Origin of the sequence: Microbacterium sp. Au-Mic1, assembly GCF_021341785.1 — a bacterium.
Lineage (GTDB): Bacteria > Actinomycetota > Actinomycetes > Actinomycetales > Microbacteriaceae > Microbacterium.
On record NZ_JAJTTF010000008.1, the window covers coordinates 66,159 to 86,359 of the forward strand.

Annotated in this window: 17 protein-coding genes; 5 read left to right on the forward strand and 12 right to left on the reverse strand. The window is 69.6% G+C overall.

Annotation, left to right across the window (positions count from 1 at the left end):
- Positions 1 to 39: 39 nt before the first annotated feature.
- A complete protein-coding gene (locus LXM50_RS12270; protein ID WP_233311607.1) occupies positions 40 to 1,077 on the forward strand; it encodes an aromatic acid exporter family protein in 1,038 nt (345 codons plus the stop codon).
- A 23-nt stretch (positions 1,078 to 1,100) separates the two neighbouring features.
- Here the strand turns inward: LXM50_RS12270 and LXM50_RS12275 are convergent, their stop codons facing one another.
- Positions 1,101 to 2,867, reverse strand: coding sequence for a beta-galactosidase family protein (locus LXM50_RS12275; protein WP_233311608.1), 1,767 nt, complete (start codon positions 2,865 to 2,867; stop codon positions 1,101 to 1,103).
- 85 nt (positions 2,868 to 2,952) lie between these two features.
- Between LXM50_RS12275 and LXM50_RS12280 the strand changes: the two genes are divergently transcribed.
- Positions 2,953 to 3,615, forward strand: coding sequence for a DNA alkylation repair protein (locus LXM50_RS12280; RefSeq protein ID WP_233311609.1), 663 nt, complete (start codon positions 2,953 to 2,955; stop codon positions 3,613 to 3,615).
- A gap of 154 nt (positions 3,616 to 3,769) precedes the next feature.
- Positions 3,770 to 4,462 carry a GntR family transcriptional regulator gene (locus tag LXM50_RS12285; protein ID WP_233311610.1) on the forward strand — a complete coding sequence of 231 codons (693 nt, stop codon included), beginning with the start codon at positions 3,770 to 3,772 and terminating at the stop codon, positions 4,460 to 4,462.
- A gap of 61 nt (positions 4,463 to 4,523) precedes the next feature.
- Here LXM50_RS12285 and LXM50_RS12290 read toward each other — a convergent pair whose 3' ends face one another.
- The 10 genes from LXM50_RS12290 to LXM50_RS12335 all read right to left on the reverse strand — a co-directional run bounded on the left by LXM50_RS12290 (position 4,524) and on the right by LXM50_RS12335 (position 15,477).
- Positions 4,524 to 5,234: an EthD domain-containing protein gene (locus LXM50_RS12290; protein WP_233311611.1), complete on the reverse strand. Its 711-nt coding sequence runs from the start codon at positions 5,232 to 5,234 to the stop codon at positions 4,524 to 4,526.
- 1 nt (position 5,235) lies between these two features.
- Positions 5,236 to 6,465, reverse strand: coding sequence for a Xaa-Pro peptidase family protein (locus LXM50_RS12295; RefSeq protein WP_233311612.1), 1,230 nt, complete (start codon positions 6,463 to 6,465; stop codon positions 5,236 to 5,238).
- A gap of 11 nt (positions 6,466 to 6,476) precedes the next feature.
- Positions 6,477 to 7,535, reverse strand: coding sequence for a sugar phosphate isomerase/epimerase (locus LXM50_RS12300; protein ID WP_233311613.1), 1,059 nt, complete (start codon positions 7,533 to 7,535; stop codon positions 6,477 to 6,479).
- 6 nt (positions 7,536 to 7,541) lie between these two features.
- A complete protein-coding gene (locus tag LXM50_RS12305; protein WP_233311614.1) occupies positions 7,542 to 9,005 on the reverse strand; it encodes an FAD-binding oxidoreductase in 1,464 nt (487 codons plus the stop codon).
- A gap of 32 nt (positions 9,006 to 9,037) precedes the next feature.
- The gene (locus LXM50_RS12310) at positions 9,038 to 10,111 is read right to left on the reverse strand and encodes a sugar phosphate isomerase/epimerase (RefSeq protein WP_233311615.1); all 1,074 of its coding nucleotides are present in this window, start codon (positions 10,109 to 10,111) and stop codon (positions 9,038 to 9,040) included.
- Complete coding sequence (locus LXM50_RS12315; RefSeq protein WP_233311616.1) at positions 10,108 to 10,953, reverse strand: ATP-binding cassette domain-containing protein; 846 nt, start codon at positions 10,951 to 10,953, stop codon at positions 10,108 to 10,110. Before LXM50_RS12315 ends, LXM50_RS12310 begins: the two co-directional genes overlap by 4 nt.
- Positions 10,946 to 11,860 (reverse strand): ABC transporter ATP-binding protein, encoded by a 915-nt coding sequence (locus LXM50_RS12320; RefSeq protein ID WP_233311617.1) that lies wholly within the window; start codon positions 11,858 to 11,860, stop codon positions 10,946 to 10,948. Before LXM50_RS12320 ends, LXM50_RS12315 begins: the two co-directional genes overlap by 8 nt.
- Positions 11,860 to 12,825 carry an ABC transporter permease gene (locus tag LXM50_RS12325; RefSeq protein ID WP_233311618.1) on the reverse strand — a complete coding sequence of 322 codons (966 nt, stop codon included), beginning with the start codon at positions 12,823 to 12,825 and terminating at the stop codon, positions 11,860 to 11,862. Before LXM50_RS12325 ends, LXM50_RS12320 begins: the two co-directional genes overlap by 1 nt.
- Positions 12,822 to 13,841, reverse strand: coding sequence for an ABC transporter permease (locus LXM50_RS12330; RefSeq protein WP_233311619.1), 1,020 nt, complete (start codon positions 13,839 to 13,841; stop codon positions 12,822 to 12,824). The genes LXM50_RS12325 and LXM50_RS12330 overlap by 4 nt, the downstream gene beginning before the upstream one ends.
- A 64-nt stretch (positions 13,842 to 13,905) precedes the next feature.
- The gene (locus tag LXM50_RS12335; protein ID WP_233311620.1) at positions 13,906 to 15,477 is read right to left on the reverse strand and encodes an ABC transporter substrate-binding protein; all 1,572 of its coding nucleotides are present in this window, start codon (positions 15,475 to 15,477) and stop codon (positions 13,906 to 13,908) included.
- Positions 15,478 to 15,718: 241 nt separating this feature from the next.
- On the opposite strand from LXM50_RS12335, the gene deoD reads away from it, so the two are divergent.
- A complete protein-coding gene (deoD, locus tag LXM50_RS12340) occupies positions 15,719 to 16,432 on the forward strand; it encodes a purine-nucleoside phosphorylase (protein WP_233311621.1) in 714 nt (237 codons plus the stop codon).
- Positions 16,433 to 16,450: 18 nt separating this feature from the next.
- Here deoD and LXM50_RS12345 read toward each other — a convergent pair whose 3' ends face one another.
- Positions 16,451 to 17,533, reverse strand: coding sequence for an ATP-binding protein (locus LXM50_RS12345; protein ID WP_233311622.1), 1,083 nt, complete (start codon positions 17,531 to 17,533; stop codon positions 16,451 to 16,453).
- Positions 17,534 to 17,613: 80 nt separating this feature from the next.
- On the opposite strand from LXM50_RS12345, the gene LXM50_RS12350 reads away from it, so the two are divergent.
- Complete coding sequence (locus LXM50_RS12350) at positions 17,614 to 20,142, forward strand: RNA helicase (protein WP_233311623.1); 2,529 nt, start codon at positions 17,614 to 17,616, stop codon at positions 20,140 to 20,142.
- Positions 20,143 to 20,201: the final 59 nt, after the last annotated feature.

The window sequence follows — 20,201 nt, forward strand, 5'->3', positions numbered from 1 at the left end:
CCGACGCGGGTACCTCAGATCGCGGACTACCGTGGGAGCATGCGTCCGCTCGCCGCCCTCCGCGCCGCCCGACGCGCGCCGCTGCTGCAAGTGGCGAAGTCGGCGGCGGCGACGATCGCGGCCTGGCTCGTCGCCGGCTGGCTCGTGCCGGGGCACCTGCCCGTGTTCGCGGCGATCGCCGCGCTGCTCGTGGTGCAGCCGAGCGTGAACCAGTCGTTCGCGAAGGCCGTGGAGCGCAGCATCGGCGTGATCGCGGGCGTCGTGATCGCGGTGCTGCTGAGCCTCGCCCTCGGCGGCCTCAGCTGGGTCGTGCTGCTCGCGGTCGTGGTGGCGATGGTGGTGGCGTGGTCGTTCAAGGCCACCCCCGGCACCGCGAACCAGGTCGCGATCTCGGCGATGCTCGTGCTCGCGCTCGGATCGGCGAGCCCCGACTACGCGGTCGACCGGATCCTGGAGACGCTGATCGGCGCCGCGATCGGCTTCGTGGTCAACGTCGCCGTGGTGCCGCCCGTGCTGGTCGCCCCGGTGCGGCGCGATCTGGCTCTGCTCGGCGGGGAGCTCGCGGCCACCCTCGACCGCCTGGCCGACGCGATCGCCGTGGAGCAGAGTCCCGCCCGCCTTCAGGAGCTCATGCTGGAGGCCCGGCTGCTGCGCCCGATGAAGGATGCCGCCGACGCCTCGCTCACCGCCGGCGAGGAGTCGCTCACCCTGAACCCCCGCGGATCCCGCCATCGTGCGGAGTTCACCGCGATGCGTGCGCTGCTCGAGCGCCTCGGCCCGATCGTGACGCAGGTGATCGGCATGACGCGCGCCTTCGTCGACCAGTACGACGACACGCTCCCGGCTGAGCCCTCGGTCGCTCCGATCGCCGATCAGCTGCACCGGGCGGGCCACGACGTGCGCCTCGCCGTGCAGCTCGCCGAGGTGGTTCCCGAGCCCGAGGCGCTCACCTCGGCGATCCCCGCACTCACCTCACCGCTGGACATCCGCCCGCCGTCGTCGCGCAACTGGGTGCTGATCGGATCCCTCACCGAGGACCTGCGCCGGATCCGCGCCGGCCTGCGCGACGAGGCCTGAGCAGCGGGCGGACCCGGCCTCGGTCAGGATCCGATGAACTCCTCCACCGGGCCGAAATCGGGCTCCTCGCGGACCTCGACGGCGGATCCGATCCCGTCGGTGTCGAGCACGCGGATCTCGTTGCGTCCCTCCCGCCACAGCGGGCCGGGGGCGTAGAGCGTGACCTGCGGGCCGACCGCGCGGTGGCGCCCGAGCAGGAACCCGTTCAGCCACACCAGGGCGTTGACGGCGCCGGGGAACGCGAGCCAGGCGTCGGCCGGGTCTGCGACGTCGAACACGGCGACCGCGAGGCCGTCGGCCGACGCGGCCGCGGCGAAGGGGTCGCCCGCGACCGTGCCGGCCGGCGCGTCCTGCGGGATCACCCGATGGGTCCAGCCGTGCGCGAAGCGGCGTCCGACCCTCACCCCCGCCATGATCCCCTTGCCCTCGCCGGTGAGCGGTCCGTAGTTGACGCGCCCCTGGCTCTCCACGACGAGGGTGAGCAGGCCGGATCCGCCCGTCCCGGGAAGGTCGAGCGTCCGCTCGCCGTCGCGCTCGAGCACACCGAGGCGCACCCCGTCGAGGAACACGACCGCCCGGTCGTGCAGCACGTCGACGGTCAGCGCGGCGCCCGGAGCGAAGGAGATCTCCGCCTCGTAGGCGACCAGCCCGTCCTCGGCGCCGAGCTCCTCGAAGGTGAGCGGCATCGGCGCCGTGGCACCGGCGGGGACCGCCCGCAGGACGTCGAGCAGCGCGGTCACCGGCACCAACGGCGTCGACGCGGCGGGCTGCCGGCGGAGCGCGGCCGGGATCGGCGGCAGGTCGCCGTCGTGGAACGGGGCGAACGCGGCCCGCAGCGCATGGAACTTGTCGTTCAGGGATCCGTCCTCGCCGATCGGCGCATCCGAGTCGTAGCTCGTGACGGTCGGCTGCAGCACGCGATCGTGGTTGGCCCCCGCCCAGAGGCCGAAGTTCGTGCCGCCGTGCGCCATGTACAGGCTCACGGATCCGCCCTCGGCCAGCAGCTCCTCGACCGTGCCGATCATGCTCGCCGCCGAGCGCACGTGGTGCTGCTCGCCCCAGTGATCGAACCAGCCGCCCCACAGCTCGGCGCAGAGCAGCGGCTGGTCCGGCACGCGCAGGCGCTGCGCCTCCGCCACGCCGGTGCCGAACGTAAACGACCCCATCGCCCCCTCGACGCTGCCGTTTCGGACCATGTCCGCCGTCGTGCCGTCGGCGGTGGTGAGCAGCTCGACGATGCCCCGCGCACGCAGACCGTCGCGCAGGTGCACGAGGTAGTCGTGGTCGCTGCCGAAGGATCCGTACTCGTTCTCGATCTGCACCGCCGTGATGGGGCCGCCGTGCGCGGCCTGCAGCGGCGCGAGCCGCGGGATCAGCGCGTCGTACCAGGCGTCGACGGCGGCGAGGAAGACGGGGTCGCTCGTGCGCAGTGCGCGGGTGCGTCCGCTCAGCCAGAACGGGATCCCGCCGTTCGACCACTCGGCGCAGATGTACGGGCTCGGGCGAACGAACACGTCGAGCCCGACCTCGCCGGCGAGCCGGATGAACCGCTCGGCGTCGCGCCAGCCGCTGAAGTCGACGGCGCCCTCGACCCGCTCGTGGAAGTTCCACGGGACATAAGTGTCGACCGTGTTCGCGCCCATCGCGGCGAGACGGCGCAGCCGGTCCTCCCACTGGTCGGGGTGGATCCGGAAGTAGTGCACCGCGCCGGAGAGCATCCGGAACGGCCTGCCCTGGCGCTGCAGTACGCCGTCCTCGTAGGTGAGCGCGGCGCGCAGGGACTCGGTCATGGCTCTCCTCGGGGTGCGGCACGATGTTTGCGTCACCATTGTCGCATCCCGGGCCCCTCGCGCTGCTGCGACATAGGCTGGCGGCATGTCCACGACCCTCGCCCAGGCGCTCGCCGATCTGGCCGCCCTGGAGGATCCCAAGGCCCGCGCCGTCAATGAGCGGCACGGCGACGCGCACGGCGTGAACCTGTCGCAGCTGCGTGCGCTCGCGAAGCGGATCGGCGCCGATCCGGAGCTCGCCCGCGAACTGTACGACTCCGGGGATGTGGCCGGGCAGCTCCTCGGCATCCTGCTCGCGAAGCCCCGCGGCCTCGACGCCGACGACCTCGACCGCATGGTGCGCGCGACGCAGAGCGCCAAGGCGCACGACTGGCTCGTGGCATACCTCGCGAAGAAGTCGTCGCACGCCGAGGAGCTGCGCCTGCGCTGGCTGGACGACGCGGATCCCGACGCCCGCGCCGCGGCCTGGTCGCTCACCTCCGCGCGCGTCGCGAAGGACCCCGAGGGCCTCGACCTCGACGGCCTGCTCGACCGGATCGAACGCGAGCTCGCCGCCGCACCGGCCCGCGAGCAGTGGGCGATGAATGAGACGCTCGCCTACATCGGGATACACCACCCGGCACTGCGCGACCGCGCGATCGCGATCGGCGAGCGGCTGCAGGTGCTCGCCGATTACCCGACGCCTCCGAACTGCACCTCGCCGTTCGCGCCGTCGTGGATCGCGGAGATGGTGCGCCGCCAGGGCTGAGCCATGCAACGGGCAGGGCCGGCCGGACCGGTGCCCAGTGGCCTTCGGCCAGCGGCCCCCGTGAACGGCGAACGGGGCCCATTGCGCAGCCCCGGGGCTGCGGCGGATAGACTCCTATCCAGGTCGACCTGACCGACCGATAGCGAGGTTTGGTATGCCAGAGGCTGCTCCGCACCTGGACGAAGAGATCGACGTCGATCACGACACCGCCCTCGACGCACTCGCGTACGAGTGGATCCGCGACCGCATCATCGACGGCACGATGAAGCACGGATCCCGCGTGCGCGAACGTGACATCGCCGCCCAGCTCGGCGTCTCGCGCAACCCGATCCGAGAGGCACTGCCCCGGCTCGAGGCCGAGGGGTACATCCGCACGCTGCACCGGCGCGGCGCGGTGGTCACCCCGATGCGCGTGCGGGAGATCATCGAACTGTTCTCGGTGCGCGCCGTACTGGAGCCGCTGAGCGCCCGCGAGGCCGCGCAGCGCTGCGCCGAGGGCGCCTCCGCGGAACCGCTGCTCGCCTGCCTGGCTGCGGCGGAGGAGGCGATGAGCAGCGGCGACGCGCACCGGATCGCGGACGCGACGGCGGCGTTCCACGACGTGATCGTCGAGCTGAGCGGCAACGTGCTGCTGCAGCAGATCAGCCTGCCCATCAGCGGGCGAGTGCGGCGCTACTTCAACATCATCACGCAGGAGGGCGACGCGAACACCCACGACGAGCACCGCCTGCTCTGCGAGGCCATCGCCGGCGGGCACGTCGAGTGGGCGGGCAGCCTCGCCGCGGCGCACCTCGAGCACGGCAGGGTGAGTTCGATGAAGATCGTGGACCAGCTCTTCGAGCCCTGAGCTCCGGACGCACACCTGGCATGCCAGATCGCCCCCTCCTCGAAGGAGGGAGCGATCTGCATCAGAGGGTCGGGAGCAACCCGGACCAGTCCGGCGCGAAGCGCTCTCGACGCACCCAGAGGCGCTCGCTCCCGCCCTCGACGAGGAAGCCCTCGGCATCGCGCGAGAGCAGCTCCTCCCCGCGCGGCGAGTCGAACAGCCGCTCGGTCCAGTCCTCGACCGTCGGGAACGTCGACTCGTAGAACCCGTCGAACACGGTCGCGCCCGGCGTGCTCCAGATCCGGTAGCTCTGCACGTAGCGGACGGCGCCGGGGTGGTGCCGCCGAACCAGCTCTGCGTGCACTCCTCCCCAGTGCGCGACGAACCCGTTCCGATCCAGGTGACTCTGTCGCACCTGCGTGCCGATGCGGATCCAGCCGAGGGCGCCGTTCGGATCGCCTTCGTCGTGGCGGCGATCGAAGACCACCCGCTCCAGGATGCTGCACTCGGCCCCGCCGAGCTCGGCGCAGAGCGGGGAGGCGTCGGCCGGGCCGGATCCGACCGGCAGTCCGTACAGGTGCAGCAGCGCCCCGAACTCGCCGGGACCGGCCTCGGACTCGTTCACCAGCGGCCCCGGCGAACGCAGATCGAGCGACACCTCGACCGCGCTCCCCTGCGCGACGAGGTCCCGGGCCACGGCGCGCAGTGCGAGCGGATCCTGCGGACCGCGCAGCATCCAGACCCGCTTGTGCCGCAGCGAGACGTCGGAGAAGGACGGGCCGGTACGCACCACGTCAGACCACGTTCAGCCGGTTCGGGATGGAGTTGAGCTCCTCCACGCCGTTCTCGCCGAGCAGCACCGTACCGCCGACGCACACGCGCTGACCGTCGCGCAGGGCGTTCGGCTCGAAGGCGAACGCATGTCCCTCCTGGATGACGAAGTCGCCGTCGATGCCGACACCACCGGGCAGCTTCGGCAGACCGGCGAGGGCCGGGTCCACCTCGGGGTGCAGACGGGTGGCGCTGTTGTAGATCGGCGAGACGGTCTGCACCATCGGACCGGTGTTCCACGTGCGCGAGCTGCGCAGCGGCTCCTCCATGATCGCGGCGAGCTCGGAGAACAGCATGCCCGGCTTCAGTGCGGCCAGACCCGCCTGGTAGGAGTCGACGCAGACCTGCTCCAGCTCACGCAGCAGCGGGCTCGGCTCGCCGAACGACACGTCGATCTGCTGCTGCGATTCCTGACCGCCGTAGAACGCGAACACCTCGGCGGCGATCGTATCGCCGGTCTTCAGGATCCGCGGGGCCCCGCCCATCTCGAACCACTCCGGCACCGACCACGCGAACATGCTCTCCCCGGCGCGCTCCAGCATGAAGGGCCAGCGCACCCAGCCGCCGCCCGCGATCACGGCGTGGAACGCGGCCGCGGCGATCTCGTGCTCGCTGCCGCCCCGACGCGCGGTCTCGACGAACGCGCGGCAGGCGTCCTCGCCCAGCGATGCCGCCTTGCGCAGCAGCACCCGCTCCTCGGGGCTCTTGATGATGACGATCGACTCGTATGGATCCGACACGTCCACCCATTGCACGTGCGGCATCGCGGCGATCACGTTCTGCCACTGGGTGTGCGAGATCGTCCCGGCCCACTGCGAGACCATGCGGCTGGTGAGCCCGACGACCCCGAGCCGGGCGTCCTCCATGCCGCGCTCCTTCAGGGTCGCGGCGAGGTTGGCGATCGCGTTGCCGGGCACCCAGTCCTCGACCCAGCGCTCCCAGCGGTGGCCCTGCGCGTCGTATCGCTCGAGCGGCACATCGCCGATGAAGTACGTGGGGTCGTCGGTCGCGGTGAGCAGCACGACGCCCCGCTTGCCCTCGTTGGTGAGGTAGGAGTCGGCGATGTCGCGGCCGGTGCCGAACACGACGATGCCGTCCAGCCCCTCCTTCGCGATGAGGCCGCGGATCGCCGCCCAGCGGCGGTCGCGCTCCGCGAGGCTCAGCGTCGGGTAGTTCGCCTGGATGTCGGTCATTGCTCTTTCCTTCACTGCGTGTGTGTTCCTGTGGTCTCCAGCGCCGAGAGCTCGCTGCGGAGCCGTCGGACGCTGCGGACGATGAAGTCGAGGGCGTCGCCCTCTCGGGCCGGTGCGCGCAGGGCGTCCAGCCCCGGCGCGCGACCGCGTGCGACCCGTTCCTCGTAGGCGCGGGCGAGCCGTACCAGCTCGATCACCTCGCCGGGTGCGAGGTCGGGGTGCCCCTCGCGCCAGTGCGCATCGAAGAGGTGGATCCCCATCTCCGCGCGGCTCGAGATGATGCCTTCGATCGAGAGCATCACGTCCAGCTCCGGGCCGAGCGCCGCCAGCAGTGCCGGCCAGTCCAGCACGCCCTCGCCGACCGGGAGCAGGAACCGGCTGAGTCCCTCGTCGGTGAAGACGAGCGCGACATCCCGGATGTGCGCGGCCCGCAGGTACGGCGAGACGCGCACCGCCGCGGCGACCGGATCCTCCCCGCGCACGGCCACGTTCGCGCTGTCGAACGTGATCCCGAGCACGTCGGGGCCGACCGACTCCACCAGTCGCACGAGCTCGTAGGTGGTGATCTCCTCGTGCGTCTCGATGTTCAGATGGCTGCCGTGTGCGCGCAGCACCGGCGCGAGCGACTGCAGGAACCGCTCGGTCGCGACCAGCTGCTCCGGCCAGTCCACGTCGGTGCGGAACCGATCGAAGGCGAACCTGCCCTTGTCGGCCAGTCGGAACTGATAGTTGCTCAGCGCGCTCCACAGCTCGTGGATCCCGGCTGCGGCGGACACCTCGATCATCCGCACCATCGCCGCGCGGTAGTCACCGCCCATCCTGCGGATGTGCGGTGACTCGGGCGTCGAGAACGGGTTGACCTTGCCGACCCCTGCCTCGAGCCGCAGCCCGAGGTCGGCCGCGCACTGCGCGGCCGACCGCACTTCGTCCTCGTCGAGGTCTGCGCTCAGCTCGAGCACGGACCGGAAGTACACCCCGTCGAGGGAGTGCTCGGCCGCGCGCTCGAGCATCCAGCACGCCCCGTGCTCGTCCGAGCCGGGGAACTTGGTGCTGTCGACGCCGACCAGCACAGGCGCCTACTCCCCGGCCCACTCGACGCCGGCCGGAACCGTCTCGAGCTCGATGAGGCCGTGCGCGAACACGTTCGTCGGGTCGTACTGCGTCTTGATCGCGGCGAGACGGTCGTACTTGTCGCCGTAGATGTGGCGGGCCTCCGCTGCGTCGTTGTGCTCGGATGTGAAGTTGATGTAGCTGCCCGCCTCCCATTGCGCGACCGCCGCGCCGAAGCGCTTCACCCAGGCGACGAGCTCCGGGCGCTCGTCGGCGTACAGCCAGTCGGCGCCGATGTTGCCGCCCCAGCGGGAGTGGATGCCCGTGGTCGAGTCGTTGCTGTGATCGCGCGGCGTGAGCTTGCCGGCGATGAGTTCGAACGGGCACATCGTCTGGTGCGCGATGAAGGCGCTCGAGTTCAACGGCTGCCCCGGGTAGGCATCGGCATGCTCGATCGCGAGGTCGAGCAGCTCATCGGGCAGCTCGCCGAACGCGACGTGGCGCCAGTAGTGCGAGATGCCGTAGCGGAACTCGTCGTCCGTGGAATGCTGCAGCGTGACATGAGGGATGGAGCGCAGGCTGGTGTAGATCGGCTCGTATCCCTCGAAGATCGGCGCGGTGATCGCCGGCTCATCGGCCGGGTCACCGTAGGTGACGGTCGCGATGGAGATGATCGGCTTGCCGCGGTGCTCACGGGGCAGCTGACTCCAGTAGTGCGGTGCGCGGTAGAGGCGCACGTAGGTGGTCGAGCTGTCGGGCTGCGCGGGCCCGAGCTCGCGGAACCGCTGCAGCAGCGCCTTGCGGTCCTCAGCCGGGAACAGGGCGAGGCGCACGGTGGCGAGACCCGGCAGATCGACGTAGTCGAAGACGAACTGCGTGGCGATGCCGAAGTTGTGGCCGGCGCCCTTGAGCGCCCAGAACAGCTCAGGCTCGCTGTCCTTGTTCACGCGGCGGATCTCGCCGTCGGCCGTGACGATCTCGACTTCGCGAAGGAAGTCGACGGTCGATCCGAACATGCGCGAGAGGTAGCCCATGCCGCCGCCGAGCACCAGGCCGGCGACGCCGGTGTGCGAGACGACGCCGGCAGGCAGCGCCACGTTGAACGGCTCGGCGGCGCGGTCGACGTCGCCCCAGCGGCAGCCGGGGCCGACGGTGAGGGTGCGCTGCTCGGTGTCGACGACGACGTCACGCATGAGGCTCATGTCGATCATGACGCTGCCGTCGGCGACCGAGGTGCCGGCGAGGTTGTGGCCGCCGCCGCGCACGGTGAGGGCGACGTCGTTCGCGACGCACCACCGCAGCGCGTCCGCGGCGTCCTGCGCGGTGGTGCAGCGCACGATCGCGAGCGGGTGCTGGTCGATGTCCGCATTCCAGATCCGGCGCAGCGTCTCGTAGCCGGGCGCACCGGGATGCACGACGTCGCACGAGACGGCGGTGTCCAGCCCGGCGGGCAGAGTGGGGTACGGCATGGTCGTGATCTCCTTCGTCACTTTCTGGGTTCTGGTCGCAAGGCTCGTGGGGCTCATGAGACCCTCGCCTCGGTTCGCGCTCCGACGGTTTCGAGCACCGCCTGCAGGGCGGCGAGCGAACGGCCGAGGAATTCGCGCAGCTGGGCACCCGCGTCGCCGCCCTCGAGTCGCAGCTCCGCGAGCCCCGGGGCCTCGCCCCGCGCGGCGCGGATGGCGTGGTCGTCGGCGAGGCGGCCGAGCTCGGCGAGTTCGATATCGTCGAGTCCCGGATCCCCAGCCCGCCAGAGCGAATCCTCCGGGTCCAGGATCATCTCGGCCCGCGAGCCGCCGATGCCCTCGATGAACAGCTGCACGTCCGGCGAGGCCGTCAGCAGCGTCGCCAGGAGGGGTGGCCAGTCGATCGCACCGTCGCCGACGGGGGCGAGGAAGCGGCTGAGGCCGTGCTCGGAGCGGGCGACGATCGCGTCGCGCAGGTGGGTGGTGCGGGTGATCGCGGCGACCCGGTCGACCGCAGGGCCGAACGCCTCGCCGCGCACCGGCAGATTCGCCGGATCCAGGCAGACGCCCAGCACGTCGTCGCCGTGCTCCGCCACGAGACGCAGGAGCTCCCGGGTCGTGATCTCCTCGTGCGTCTCGATGTTCAGGCGCACGTCGGTCGCACGCAGCGTAGGCGCGAGCTTGCCGATGAAACGCGAGGTCGCCTCGAGCTGATCGGCCCAGGTCACATCGGTGCGGAACCGGTCGAAGCAGTACGGCGCGGGCAGGCCGTGCTTGTAGCCCCCGCTCGCGGTCCACGGCTCGGTCCAGCCGTATTCGGCGCAGATCCGGATCAGGCGCTGCATGCCGGCGAGGTAACTGCCGTCTCCGAGGTCGCGCACGCGCGGCAGCTCGGCGGTCATGTACGGGTTGATCTTGCCGACCCCCACCTGCACCGCGAACCCGCGCGCGTCGGCCTCCCGCGCGAATGCGGCGATGCCGACCGGGTCGAGCGTCGGGAACGCCTCGTCGAGAGTGCGCACCAGGATCCCGCGGAATCCGAGCTCCTCGAGCACGTCCAACGTGGCGACAGGAGAGGGCGCGAGCGTGGAGGATCCGCCGGAGAACTTGACGTCGGCGCCGATCCTCATCGTGCCCCCGATCCGGCGCGAGCGCGCAGCGCGATCCGCTGGGCGCGGCGCTCCCGCTCGATCGCCACATCCGGCACGGGTACGGCCTCGAGCAGCGCGCGGGTGTACTGCGCCTGCGGGTCGCCGTAGATCTGCGCGACCGGGCCGCGCTCCGCGACCACGCCGTGGTGCAGCACGACGATGCTCGAGCACAGGTACTTCACCACGGCGAGGTCGTGCGCCACGAAGAGCACGGTCAGATCCATCTCGCGCTGCATGTCCTTGAGCAGGTTCAGCACCTGCGCCTGCACCGAGACGTCGAGCGCCGAGACCGGCTCGTCGCAGAGCAGCACCTTCGGGCCGACGCTCAGCGCGCGCACGATCGCGATGCGCTGCCGCTGGCCGCCGGAGAAGTGCCGCGGATAGCGGTCGAGGTGCTGCTCGCCCAGCCCCACCCGCTCCATCAGCTCGATGACCCGGTGACGCCGTTCACGCGCGGAGAACCCGCCGACGACGAGCATCGGCTCCTCGACGATCTGCCGCACGGTCATCCGCGGATCAAGGCTGGAGTACGGATCCTGGAACACCATCTGCACATCTCGGCGGTAGCGGCGCAATTCCGCCGCGCTCGAGGAGCGCAGGGGCGTGCCGCGGTACGAGATCGTTCCCGCGGTGGAGTGCTCGAGACCCACGATGCAGCGGATGGCCGTGGACTTGCCGGATCCGGATTCGCCGACGAGACCCAGCACTTCGCCTTGGCGCAGTTCGAACGACACGTCGTCGAGGGCGAGGGCGCCTCTGCGGACGGAGCCGAACCGCTTGGTCAGGTTCTGCACCGAGATCAGCACATCGGACTCAGACATCGACGCTCACTCCCTCCGTGGCCGGTTCCGCCGCGGCCGCGTGCTCGGCCTCGGCATGCGCGGCCATGTAGTCCTGGACGGTGGTCAGACGGACGTTCGGATCCGCGTCCAGACGCGGGACGGATCCGATCAGCCCGCGCGTGTAGGGATGCTGCGGCGTCACGAAGAGATCCTCGACGTCCTGCTGCTCGACGAGGTTCCCGCGGTACATCACCGCGACGCGGTGGGCGAGCCCGGCGACGATCGACAGGTCATGGGTGATGAACAGCACGGCGAGGTCGAGCTCGCGAGACTGCTCCTCGATGAGGTCGAGCACCTGCTCCTGCACGCGCACGTCGAGTGCCGTGGTGGGCTCGTCGGCGATGAGCAGCCGCGGCTGCGCGACGAGGGCCGCCGCCATCACCACGCGCTGTCGCATGCCGCCGGAGAACTGACTCGGGTAGGCCCGCAGCCGCTCCTTGGCCTTCGGCACGCCGAGCCTGTCGAGCGTCTCCGCGGCCCGCGCGTACGCCTCCTTCTTGGAGGTGCCTCGTACCAGCAGCGGCTCGGCCACCTGCTCGCCGATCGTGAGCACCGGATTCAGCGCCGTCATCGGATCCTGGAAGATCATCGAGATCTCGGCGCCGCGGATCCGCCGCATCGACTTCTTCGACGCACCGAGCAGCTCGGAGCCGGCCCAGCGGATCGATCCCTGCAGTTCGACGTCGCGGTCGAGCTGCAGGATCGACCGCGCGGTCATGGTCTTGCCGGAACCCGACTCGCCGACCAGCGCGAGGCGCTCGCCGGGACGGATGCGGAACGACACGTCGTCGACCAGGGTGAGGTCGCCGTCGCCGCCGCCGATGCGGAAGCGCTCGGGGACCACGACGGAGAGGCCGCTCACCTCGAGGATGGGCTCGGTGGACATCATGCGCGCCTCCTCGAGGCAGGGTCGGCGATCGCACGCACGGCGTCGCCGACGAGACCGAAGGTGATGGCGGCGATCGTGATCGCCAGACCGGGGAAGAACGCGACCCACCACGCCGTGGTGATGTAGGCCTGGCCCTGCGCGATGAGGGATCCCCAGTCGGCGCTCGGCGGCGGAGCGCCCACGCCCAGGAAGGCGAGGCCCGCCATCATCACGATCGTGCCGGACATCTCCATGCTCACGTGCACGTAGATCGCGTCGAGCGAGTTGGGCAGCGCGTGCCGGAGCATCAGGCGCGTACGGGTCATTCCGGTGATCTGCGCCGACTCGACGTAGGCGCTGGTCATGGTCTCGCGCAGGATCGTGCGCATGATCCGGGCCGTGCTCGGCCACGCGGCGAAGATCATCGCGACGATGATCGAGACGAGCGACGGCCCGAGCGCGGCGGCCAGTCCCAGGGCGAGCACGAGCGAAGGGATCGACATGAACATGTCGCAGATCCGCATGATCGCCTCGTCCAGCCAGCGCGGGGCGAGCGTGGACAGGCTGGCGACGAGCACGCCCAGCGCGGTCGCGGCCAGCACCACGAACACGGCGGCGAGGAGGGTCATCGGCGCTCCGGCGAGCACGCGGGAGAGGATGTCGCGGCCGGTGTCGTCGGTGCCGAGCCAGTGCCCTGGCCCGGGCGGCAGCAGCGCGTCGGTCGGCTTGATCGCGTACGGATCCTTCGGCGCGAGGAGCGGGCCGACGAGCGACAGCACGAGCAGCAGGCCCGCGAGCACGAACGCGATCTTGTCGACGACGGGGGCGTGGCGACCGAGGAGCTTGCGCGAGATCGCACCGATCCCGCGCCCGAGGGCGCCGGGCGAAGCCATCTGGGACAGCCGTCGCGCGGTGCCGGTGCCTTCGACGGTCTCGACGGAGACGGTCACGGCGCCGGTGGGCTGTTGCGTCTGCGTGTTCATGCTCTGCCTACCTGGGAGGTGCGGACACGGGGATCGATCGTCATCTGCGTGACGTCGACGATGAAGGAGGTCACGATGAACACGAAGCCGATGATGAGCACGGCTCCGAGCACCGAGAACGTGTCGTGGTTGATGATCGACGCGTACATGTAGCTGCCCACGCCGGGGAGCGAGAAGACCACCTCGACCAGCACTGCGGCGCTGACCATCCAGCCGAACTGCATGCCGACGATCGCGAGAGTGGACCCGAGGGCCGAGCGCAAGCCGTGTCTCAGCACGATCCGCCCGCTCGGCACGCCCTTGGACACGGCGAACGTGATGTAGTCCGACTTGAGCGCGGTCATCATGTTGGAGCGCACGTTGCGCGCGAGCGTCGAGATGAACGGCGTGCTCAGCGCCATCGCCGGCAGCAGCAGGTGCCAGATCGAGTCGAGCACGTTGCCGATGTTCCCGAACAGGAGCGAGTCGAGCACGCTGAACCCGGTCACTTTCGGCGGGGCCATGCCGACGCTGTTCACGCCGGAGATCGGGAACCAGCCGAGGATCGAGCCGAACAGGAACCGCGCCATCAGCGCGAGCCAGAAGATCGGGATCCCGCCCTGCATCACGAGGATGATGCGCGTCGCGGTGTCGCCCGCACGACCCTCGTTGAGCGCCGCGACGAGTCCCAGCGGGATCGCCACGCACAGGGTGATGAGCATGCCCAGCACGACCACCTGGATCGTCGTCGGCAGCACGTGCGCGATGTCGGCGAGCACCGGCTGGTGCGTGTACGCCGAGCTGCCCAGATCACCGCGCAGCGCCCGGGCCAGGAAGTCCCCGTACTGCACGATGAGCGGCCGGTCGAGGCCGAGGACGTGGCGCATCTGCTCGATCTGCTGAGCGTTGGCCATCCGGCCCGCGGCGACAGCGGCGATGTCCCCGGGGATGAGCCGCGACATCAGGAAGACGATCGTGGCGACGCCCCAGAGGGTGAGGACCGCGAGACCGATCCTGCGAAGGATGAAGGAGAGCATGTTCTTCCGTCCGGGAGGAGGGACGGGGCGAGCCCCGCCCCTCCTCGGATCCGATTGCGCCGGCTTACTCGGCCAGCGTCAGCAGTGAGATGTCGTACGTGGCCGCGATCGGCGAGTACGGGATGGGCGCGAACTTCTCGTTCTGCACCTGGACGCGCGACGGGAACGCGATCAGCATCGTCGGGCGATCCTGGATGATCGCCTTCTGCGCCTGCTCGAAGTCCGCACATGCGGTCTTCTGGTCCGTCGAGGTCGTGCCCTCGGCGAGGAGCCTGTCGACCTCCGGGTTCGAGTTGCGCGCGAAGTTCGACTGCCCGATCGATGACGAGCTCCACGTGTGCGTCAGCATGGATCCGATGTCGGGGTACTGGGCCAGATCCCACAGGATCGAGACGTCCGGCGTGGTCTCCGGCTTCTTGATCATCTCCAAGTACTGCGAGTACGTGATCTGCTTCACGTCGACGTTCAGGCCGATGTCACGCAGATTGGCCTCGAGGATCGTTCCCGCGGTGCCCTGCTCCGGGATGATCGACTGGTACGCGATCGTCACGGTCTGTCCCGCGACGCCCGCCTCCTGGATGAGCTGCTTGGCCTTGGCCACGTCCTGCTTCGCCGGATCGGTCGTGTACCGGCACTGCATGTACGCCGGGACCAGGCTGTCGGCCGGCTTGCCCCAGCCCTTCAGCGCATTCTTGATGTGGGCGCTGTAGTCGTACGCCAGCTGGATCGCCTCGCGCACCTTGATGTCCTTCGTGATGCCGCTCTCGGTGTTCATCGCGCCGATCGTCACGAGCGGGCTCTGGTGCTCCGTGATCTGGAACCCCTTCTTGCCCTTGAAGGTGTCGAGGTCGCTGACTGCCATGCTGGTGCCGATGTCGGCCGTGCCCGCCAGCGTCTCGTCACGCAGCGCGCTGTTCTCCTTGAAGATGCGCATGACGAGGCTGTCCGGGCGGTTCTTCTTGTCCCAGTACTTGTCGTAGACCGCGAGGTCGACCTCGGACGCGGGGTTGTAGCTCTTCAGCGTGTACGGCCCGGATCCGGCGTCGTTGCTGCTCAGCCACTCCTGTCCGTCGTCGGATCCGGCGTGCTCGGAGACGAGCTTGGAGTCCACGACGTAGATGAGCGCCAGCGCGCCGGCGAATGCGAGGTTCGGCTTCGCCAGAGTGATGGTGACCTGGTTGTCGCCGATCGCCTTCGACGACACGTAGTCGGTGATGAAGCCGGCGCTGCCGGAGGCGATCTTGTGCACGCGCTCGAGCGTGTAGACCACGTCGGCCGCGGTGAGCTTGTTGCCGGAGTGGAACGTGACGCCATCACGGATGGTGAGCGTGATCGAGGTCGCGTCGGAGGAGTATTCGTACTTCGACGCGATGCTCGGCACGATCTTGCCGTTCGCGTCGTAGTTCAGGATCCGGTCGTAGAGGCCGGCGATGTAGAAGTCGTTGTTGGCGTTCGAGCCCTGCTGCGGGTCGAGCGTCTCGGGCACGATGTGCGAGGCGATCACACCGGCCTTGCTCTGCGTTCCGCCGGTACTGCCCGCATCTCCTTTGCCGGTGGACAGACCGCAGGAGCTGAGTGCGAGCACCGATGCGGTGACGAGGACGAGCAGTCCTGCCCTCTTTGGCAAGGTCTTCATCCCTTTTCCCTTCCTTACTGCGTCGAGTGATTGAGGACGGAGCGGATGCTCGATCGCGTTCGGGCGGGTTCCCGGGGATCTGATCGACAGCGCCGTCGGAATCAGGATGGCATACCAGAAGGCGCTTGTCACGCTCTTTCTTGACCAATTGATCCTGTTTGGCATTCCAAACGGGATTCGGACTCTCGCACTTCCTCCCCGGCGAGACCCGGGCCGGGACCGCGATCGCTAGCCTGGCCGCATGAGCACGCACATCGCCGCCGCACCCGGTCAGATCGCCCCCGTCGTCCTCTTCCCGGGGGATCCGCTGCGCGCGAAGTGGATCGCGGAGAACTTCCTCGACTCAGCGGAGCTCTACTCCGAAGTCCGCGGCATGCTCGGCTTCACCGGCACCTGGCAGGGACATCGCGTCTCGGTGCAGGGATCGGGCATGGGGCAGCCGTCGATGTCGATCTACGCGAACGAGCTGTTCCAGGACTACGACGTGCAGACTCTCGTGCGGGTCGGCTCCTGCGGTGCGCTCACCGAGAAGGTGGGCATGCGCGACATCATCATCGCGAACGGGGCGTGCACCGATTCGGGGATCAACCGGATCCGCTTCCACGGCCAGGACTACGCACCCGTCGCCGACTTCGCGCTGCTGCGCCGTGCCGTCGAGGCGAGCGAGCGGATGGACCTTGAGCACGGGGTCCACATCGGCCTGCTGTTCTCGGGCGACCAGTTCTACAACACCCGCCCCGAACTCACCGAGCCGCTCGTCGCGCACGGGGCGCTCGCCGTCGAGATGGAGACCAGCGCGCTCTACACGCTCGCCGCGTTCTACGGCCGCCGCGCGCTCAGCATCTGCACCGTGTCGGACCACCTCGTCACCCACGAGGAGACGACGGCGCTGGAGCGCGAACAGAGCTTCGGCGACATGGTGCGGATCGCCCTGGAGGCCGCGATCGCGGTCTGAGCCGGCCGACGAGGTCGATCAGCGCAGGGCGATCGGCACGTCGGATCCACCCTCGTGGGTGAGCCGGGCCCCCATCTGCACGAGCTGAGGCCGGGGAGCGAAACCGCCGGCGAAGAGCGCCTGCCCCTGCGCGAAGAGCGGCGACCGCGCGATGGCATCGGCCGGCGCGAAGCCGAACACCTCCGCCAGCTCGGCGAGGTCGCGCTCGGAGCTCATCTTCATGAGCGCGAGATTGTCGCACTGCGAGATCACATTCGGGTGCACCTTCGAGGGGCGCTGCGTGGAGAGCAGCAGCCACAGCCCGTACTTGCGCCCCTCGGCGGCGATCTGCTCGATCCGCTGCGCAAGCAGACGCTGCAGCGGGGTCGATGCATCCGGACCGCAGAGATTGTGCGCCTCATCGATCACGATCAGTCGCCCGATGCGCTCCTGACGTCGCGCCCAGAGCTCGTCGAGCACCGCCAGAGCGGCGGTCTGCATCTGCGCCGGGGTGGCGAAGTGCCCCAGGTCGATCACCGTCGCGTCCGCACGGTCTCCGACGATGTCGGTCACGTCTCGTCGATCCCATGCCCACATTTCCCAGTCCGGGAGGCCGAGGTTCTCGATGCGCTTGGCGATGCGCAGATAGCCCGGATCGCCACTCTCACGCAACCACTCGACGACGGGCTTCTGCTCGTCGGTGAGGTACTGGGCATCGATCCGCAGCATGAGGTTGTAGTCCTCCGCGTCCCGGATCGGATCCAATTGGAGGATGGCGGCCCGCGAGCGGACGTCCATGTCGACGAAGCGCACCAGGAGCCTGTCGTCTCGCCCCGGTGCGGAGTGCAGCACCCGCACGTCGCGCTCGCGCAGCGCGGCGGCCTCCGCGGCCGGGGCGTCGTCGCGCACCTTCCCCAGCGCGACGAAGTCGGAGTTCGGATCGAACACGACGACGGGAAGTCGCGTGTGCAGCAGCACCTGCTCGAGCAGCACACCGAGCGCGTAGGTCTTCCCGGATCCGCTCTGCCCGCACCAGAACGTGTGCCGGTTGAGCCGAGAGGCGTTCAGGAAGGCGGGCGCCTCCGAGTCGAGGAGGCTTCCGATGGGCAGATCCGCGGGCATGACCGTCATCCTAGGGCGGCGGGCGCGGCCGGACTCCTCGCGTCCCGCCGTTCACCCGTCGGTGGGATGATCGAGACATCATGTCTGCGCGCCTAGATCCGTCCGTCGTCCGCCCCGCCGAGGGGGACCCGGATCCCGACGCGGTCTACATGGCGTTCGTGGAATGGGCGGAGTCCACCGGGATCTCGCTCTACCCGGCGCAGGACGAAGCGGTCATCGAGATCGTGTCGGGGCAGAACCTGATCCTCAGCACCCCGACCGGCACCGGCAAATCGCTCGTCGCGGTCGCCGCGCACTTCGCCGCCCTCGCCGACGGGCGCCGCACCTACTACACCGCCCCGATCAAGGCGCTCGTCAGCGAGAAGTTCTTCAGCCTGGTCGACGTGTTCGGCGCCGAGAACGTCGGCATGGTCACCGGCGACTCCGCCGTGAACGCCGACGCCCCGATCGTCTGCTGCACGGCGGAGATCCTCGCCAACCTCGCGCTGCGCCAGGGACCCGATGCCGAGGTCGGCCAGGTCGTCATGGACGAGTTCCACTTCTACGGAGACCCGGATCGCGGGTGGGCGTGGCAGGTGCCGCTGCTCACTCTGCCGCAGGCGCAGTTCATCCTCATGTCGGCCACGCTCGGCGACGTGACGGAGCTCGCCGCGGACCTCACACGCCGCACCGGACGCGAGACCGCGGTCGTCACAGGCGTGGAGCGGCCCGTCCCCCTGCACTTCTTCTACGAGACCACCCCGATCCACGAGACGATCGAGGATCTGCTGCACACCGACCGCGCGCCGGTCTACATCGTGCACTTCTCCCAGGCCGCCGCGATGGAGCGCGCCCAGGCGCTCGCGAGCGCGAAGGTCGCCACGCGCGAGCAGCGCGACGAGATCGCGGAGCTCATCGGCGGGTTCCGCTTCACCACGTCGTTCGGCAAGACCCTGGCGCGCCTGCTCCGGCTCGGCATCGGCGTGCACCACGCGGGCATGCTGCCGAAGTACCGGCGCCTGGTCGAGCAGCTCGCGCAGCGGGGCCTCCTGCGCGTGATCTGCGGCACGGACACTCTCGGCGTCGGCATCAACGTGCCGATCCGCACGGTTCTTCTCACGGCGCTCACGAAGTTCGACGGCACGCGGATGCGCCAGCTCAACGCCCGCGAGTTCCACCAGATCGCCGGCCGGGCGGGCCGCGCGGGGTTCGACACCGCCGGGACCGTCGTCGCGCAAGCGCCCGAGCACGAGTCGGAGAACCTCGCCGCGATCCGCAAGGCCGGAGACGATCCGAAGAAGAAGCGCAAGATCATCCGCAAGAAGGCCCCGGACGGCTTCGTGTCCTGGGGGGAGCCCTCGTTCCAGAAGCTCATCGCCGCCGAGCCCGAGACGCTGACCTCGCACATGCAGATCACGAGCGCCATGATGCTCAACGTGATCGGTCGCGGCGGCGACGTGTTCGCCAATATGCGCGCACTGGTATACGACAATCACGAACCACGTGCGAAGCAGCGCATCCTCGCGATCCGAGCGCTCGGGATCTACCGGACGCTGCGGGAGTCGGGGATCGTCGAACGCGATCCCGACGGTTCGGTGCGGCTCACGGTGGACCTGCAGCCGAACTTCGCGCTGAACCAGCCGCTGTCGCCCTTCGCGCTGGCGGCGTTCGAGTTGTTGGACCCTGCTGACGCGGCCTTCGCGCTCGACATGCTCTCGATCGTGGAGGCGACCCTCGACGATCCGCGGGCGATCCTCAGCCAGCAGGAGTTCGTCGCCCGTGGCGAGGCCGTCGCCGCGATGAAGCGCGAGGGCATGGAGTACGAGGAGCGCATGGAGGCGCTCGAGGAGATCACCTACCCGAAGCCCCTCGAAGAGCTGCTGTCGGCGGCGTTCGAGACCTTCAGCGCCGCTCAGCCGTGGATCCGCGACTTCGAGCTGCACCCGAAGTCGGTCGTCCGCGACATGTACGAGCGAGCCATGTCGTTCGGGGAATACGTCGCCCTGTACAAGGTCGCGCGCTCGGAAGGAGTGGTGCTCCGCTACCTCTCGGACGCCTACCGCGCGGCCTCGCAGACCATTCCCGAGCACCTGAAGACCGAGGAGCTGCGTGATCTGATCGAGTGGCTGGGCGAACTGGTCCGCCAGGTCGACTCCTCCCTGCTGGACGAGTGGGAGGAGCTCGTCTCGGGCCACCCCGTCTCGCACTCCGACGAGCCCGTCGTGCCGCCGGCCCCGAAATGCCTGACGACGAACGTCCGCGCCTTCCGGATCCTCGTGCGCAACGAGCTGTTCCGCCGCGTGCAGCTCGCCGCCCGAGAGGATCTGGACGGCCTCTCCGCGCTGGATCCGGAGTTCGGCGCCGACGGCTGGGATGCCGCCCTCGACGCGTACTTCGCCGAGCACGACGAGATCCGCACCGGACCCGACGCCCGCAGCGCGGCACTGCTCATCATCGACGAGACCGGCGGGCCCGATCACGAGCGGCCGGCGCGCGCCTGGGCGGTGCAGCAGATCCTTGACGATCCCGTCGGCGACCACGACTGGCGGATCTCCGCGATGGTGGATCTCGACGCCTCCGATGAGGCCGGCGAGGCCGTCGTCGCCGTGACCGGCGTGGCCCGGCTCTAGCCGGATGCCCATCTCATCATCCCCGGAGGGATCCCCGCGCTCCCGGAGCCGATGTCCTC

Coding starts and splice junctions, on each gene's coding strand:
- LXM50_RS12275 (WP_233311608.1), bottom strand. CDS start 2,867: ATGACCGAGTCCCTGCGCGCCGCGCTCACCTACGAGGACGGCGTACTG.
- LXM50_RS12350 (WP_233311623.1), top strand. CDS start 17,614: ATGTCTGCGCGCCTAGATCCGTCCGTCGTCCGCCCCGCCGAGGGGGAC.
- LXM50_RS12285 (WP_233311610.1), top strand. CDS start 3,770: ATGCCAGAGGCTGCTCCGCACCTGGACGAAGAGATCGACGTCGATCAC.
- LXM50_RS12310 (WP_233311615.1), bottom strand. CDS start 10,111: ATGAGGATCGGCGCCGACGTCAAGTTCTCCGGCGGATCCTCCACGCTC.
- LXM50_RS12330 (WP_233311619.1), bottom strand. CDS start 13,841: ATGCTCTCCTTCATCCTTCGCAGGATCGGTCTCGCGGTCCTCACCCTC.
- LXM50_RS12320 (WP_233311617.1), bottom strand. CDS start 11,860: ATGTCCACCGAGCCCATCCTCGAGGTGAGCGGCCTCTCCGTCGTGGTC.
- LXM50_RS12325 (WP_233311618.1), bottom strand. CDS start 12,825: ATGAACACGCAGACGCAACAGCCCACCGGCGCCGTGACCGTCTCCGTC.
- deoD (WP_233311621.1), top strand. CDS start 15,719: ATGAGCACGCACATCGCCGCCGCACCCGGTCAGATCGCCCCCGTCGTC.
- LXM50_RS12270 (WP_233311607.1), top strand. CDS start 40: ATGCGTCCGCTCGCCGCCCTCCGCGCCGCCCGACGCGCGCCGCTGCTG.
- LXM50_RS12280 (WP_233311609.1), top strand. CDS start 2,953: ATGTCCACGACCCTCGCCCAGGCGCTCGCCGATCTGGCCGCCCTGGAG.
- LXM50_RS12295 (WP_233311612.1), bottom strand. CDS start 6,465: ATGACCGACATCCAGGCGAACTACCCGACGCTGAGCCTCGCGGAGCGC.
- LXM50_RS12345 (WP_233311622.1), bottom strand. CDS start 17,533: ATGCCCGCGGATCTGCCCATCGGAAGCCTCCTCGACTCGGAGGCGCCC.
- LXM50_RS12315 (WP_233311616.1), bottom strand. CDS start 10,953: ATGTCTGAGTCCGATGTGCTGATCTCGGTGCAGAACCTGACCAAGCGG.
- LXM50_RS12335 (WP_233311620.1), bottom strand. CDS start 15,477: ATGAAGACCTTGCCAAAGAGGGCAGGACTGCTCGTCCTCGTCACCGCA.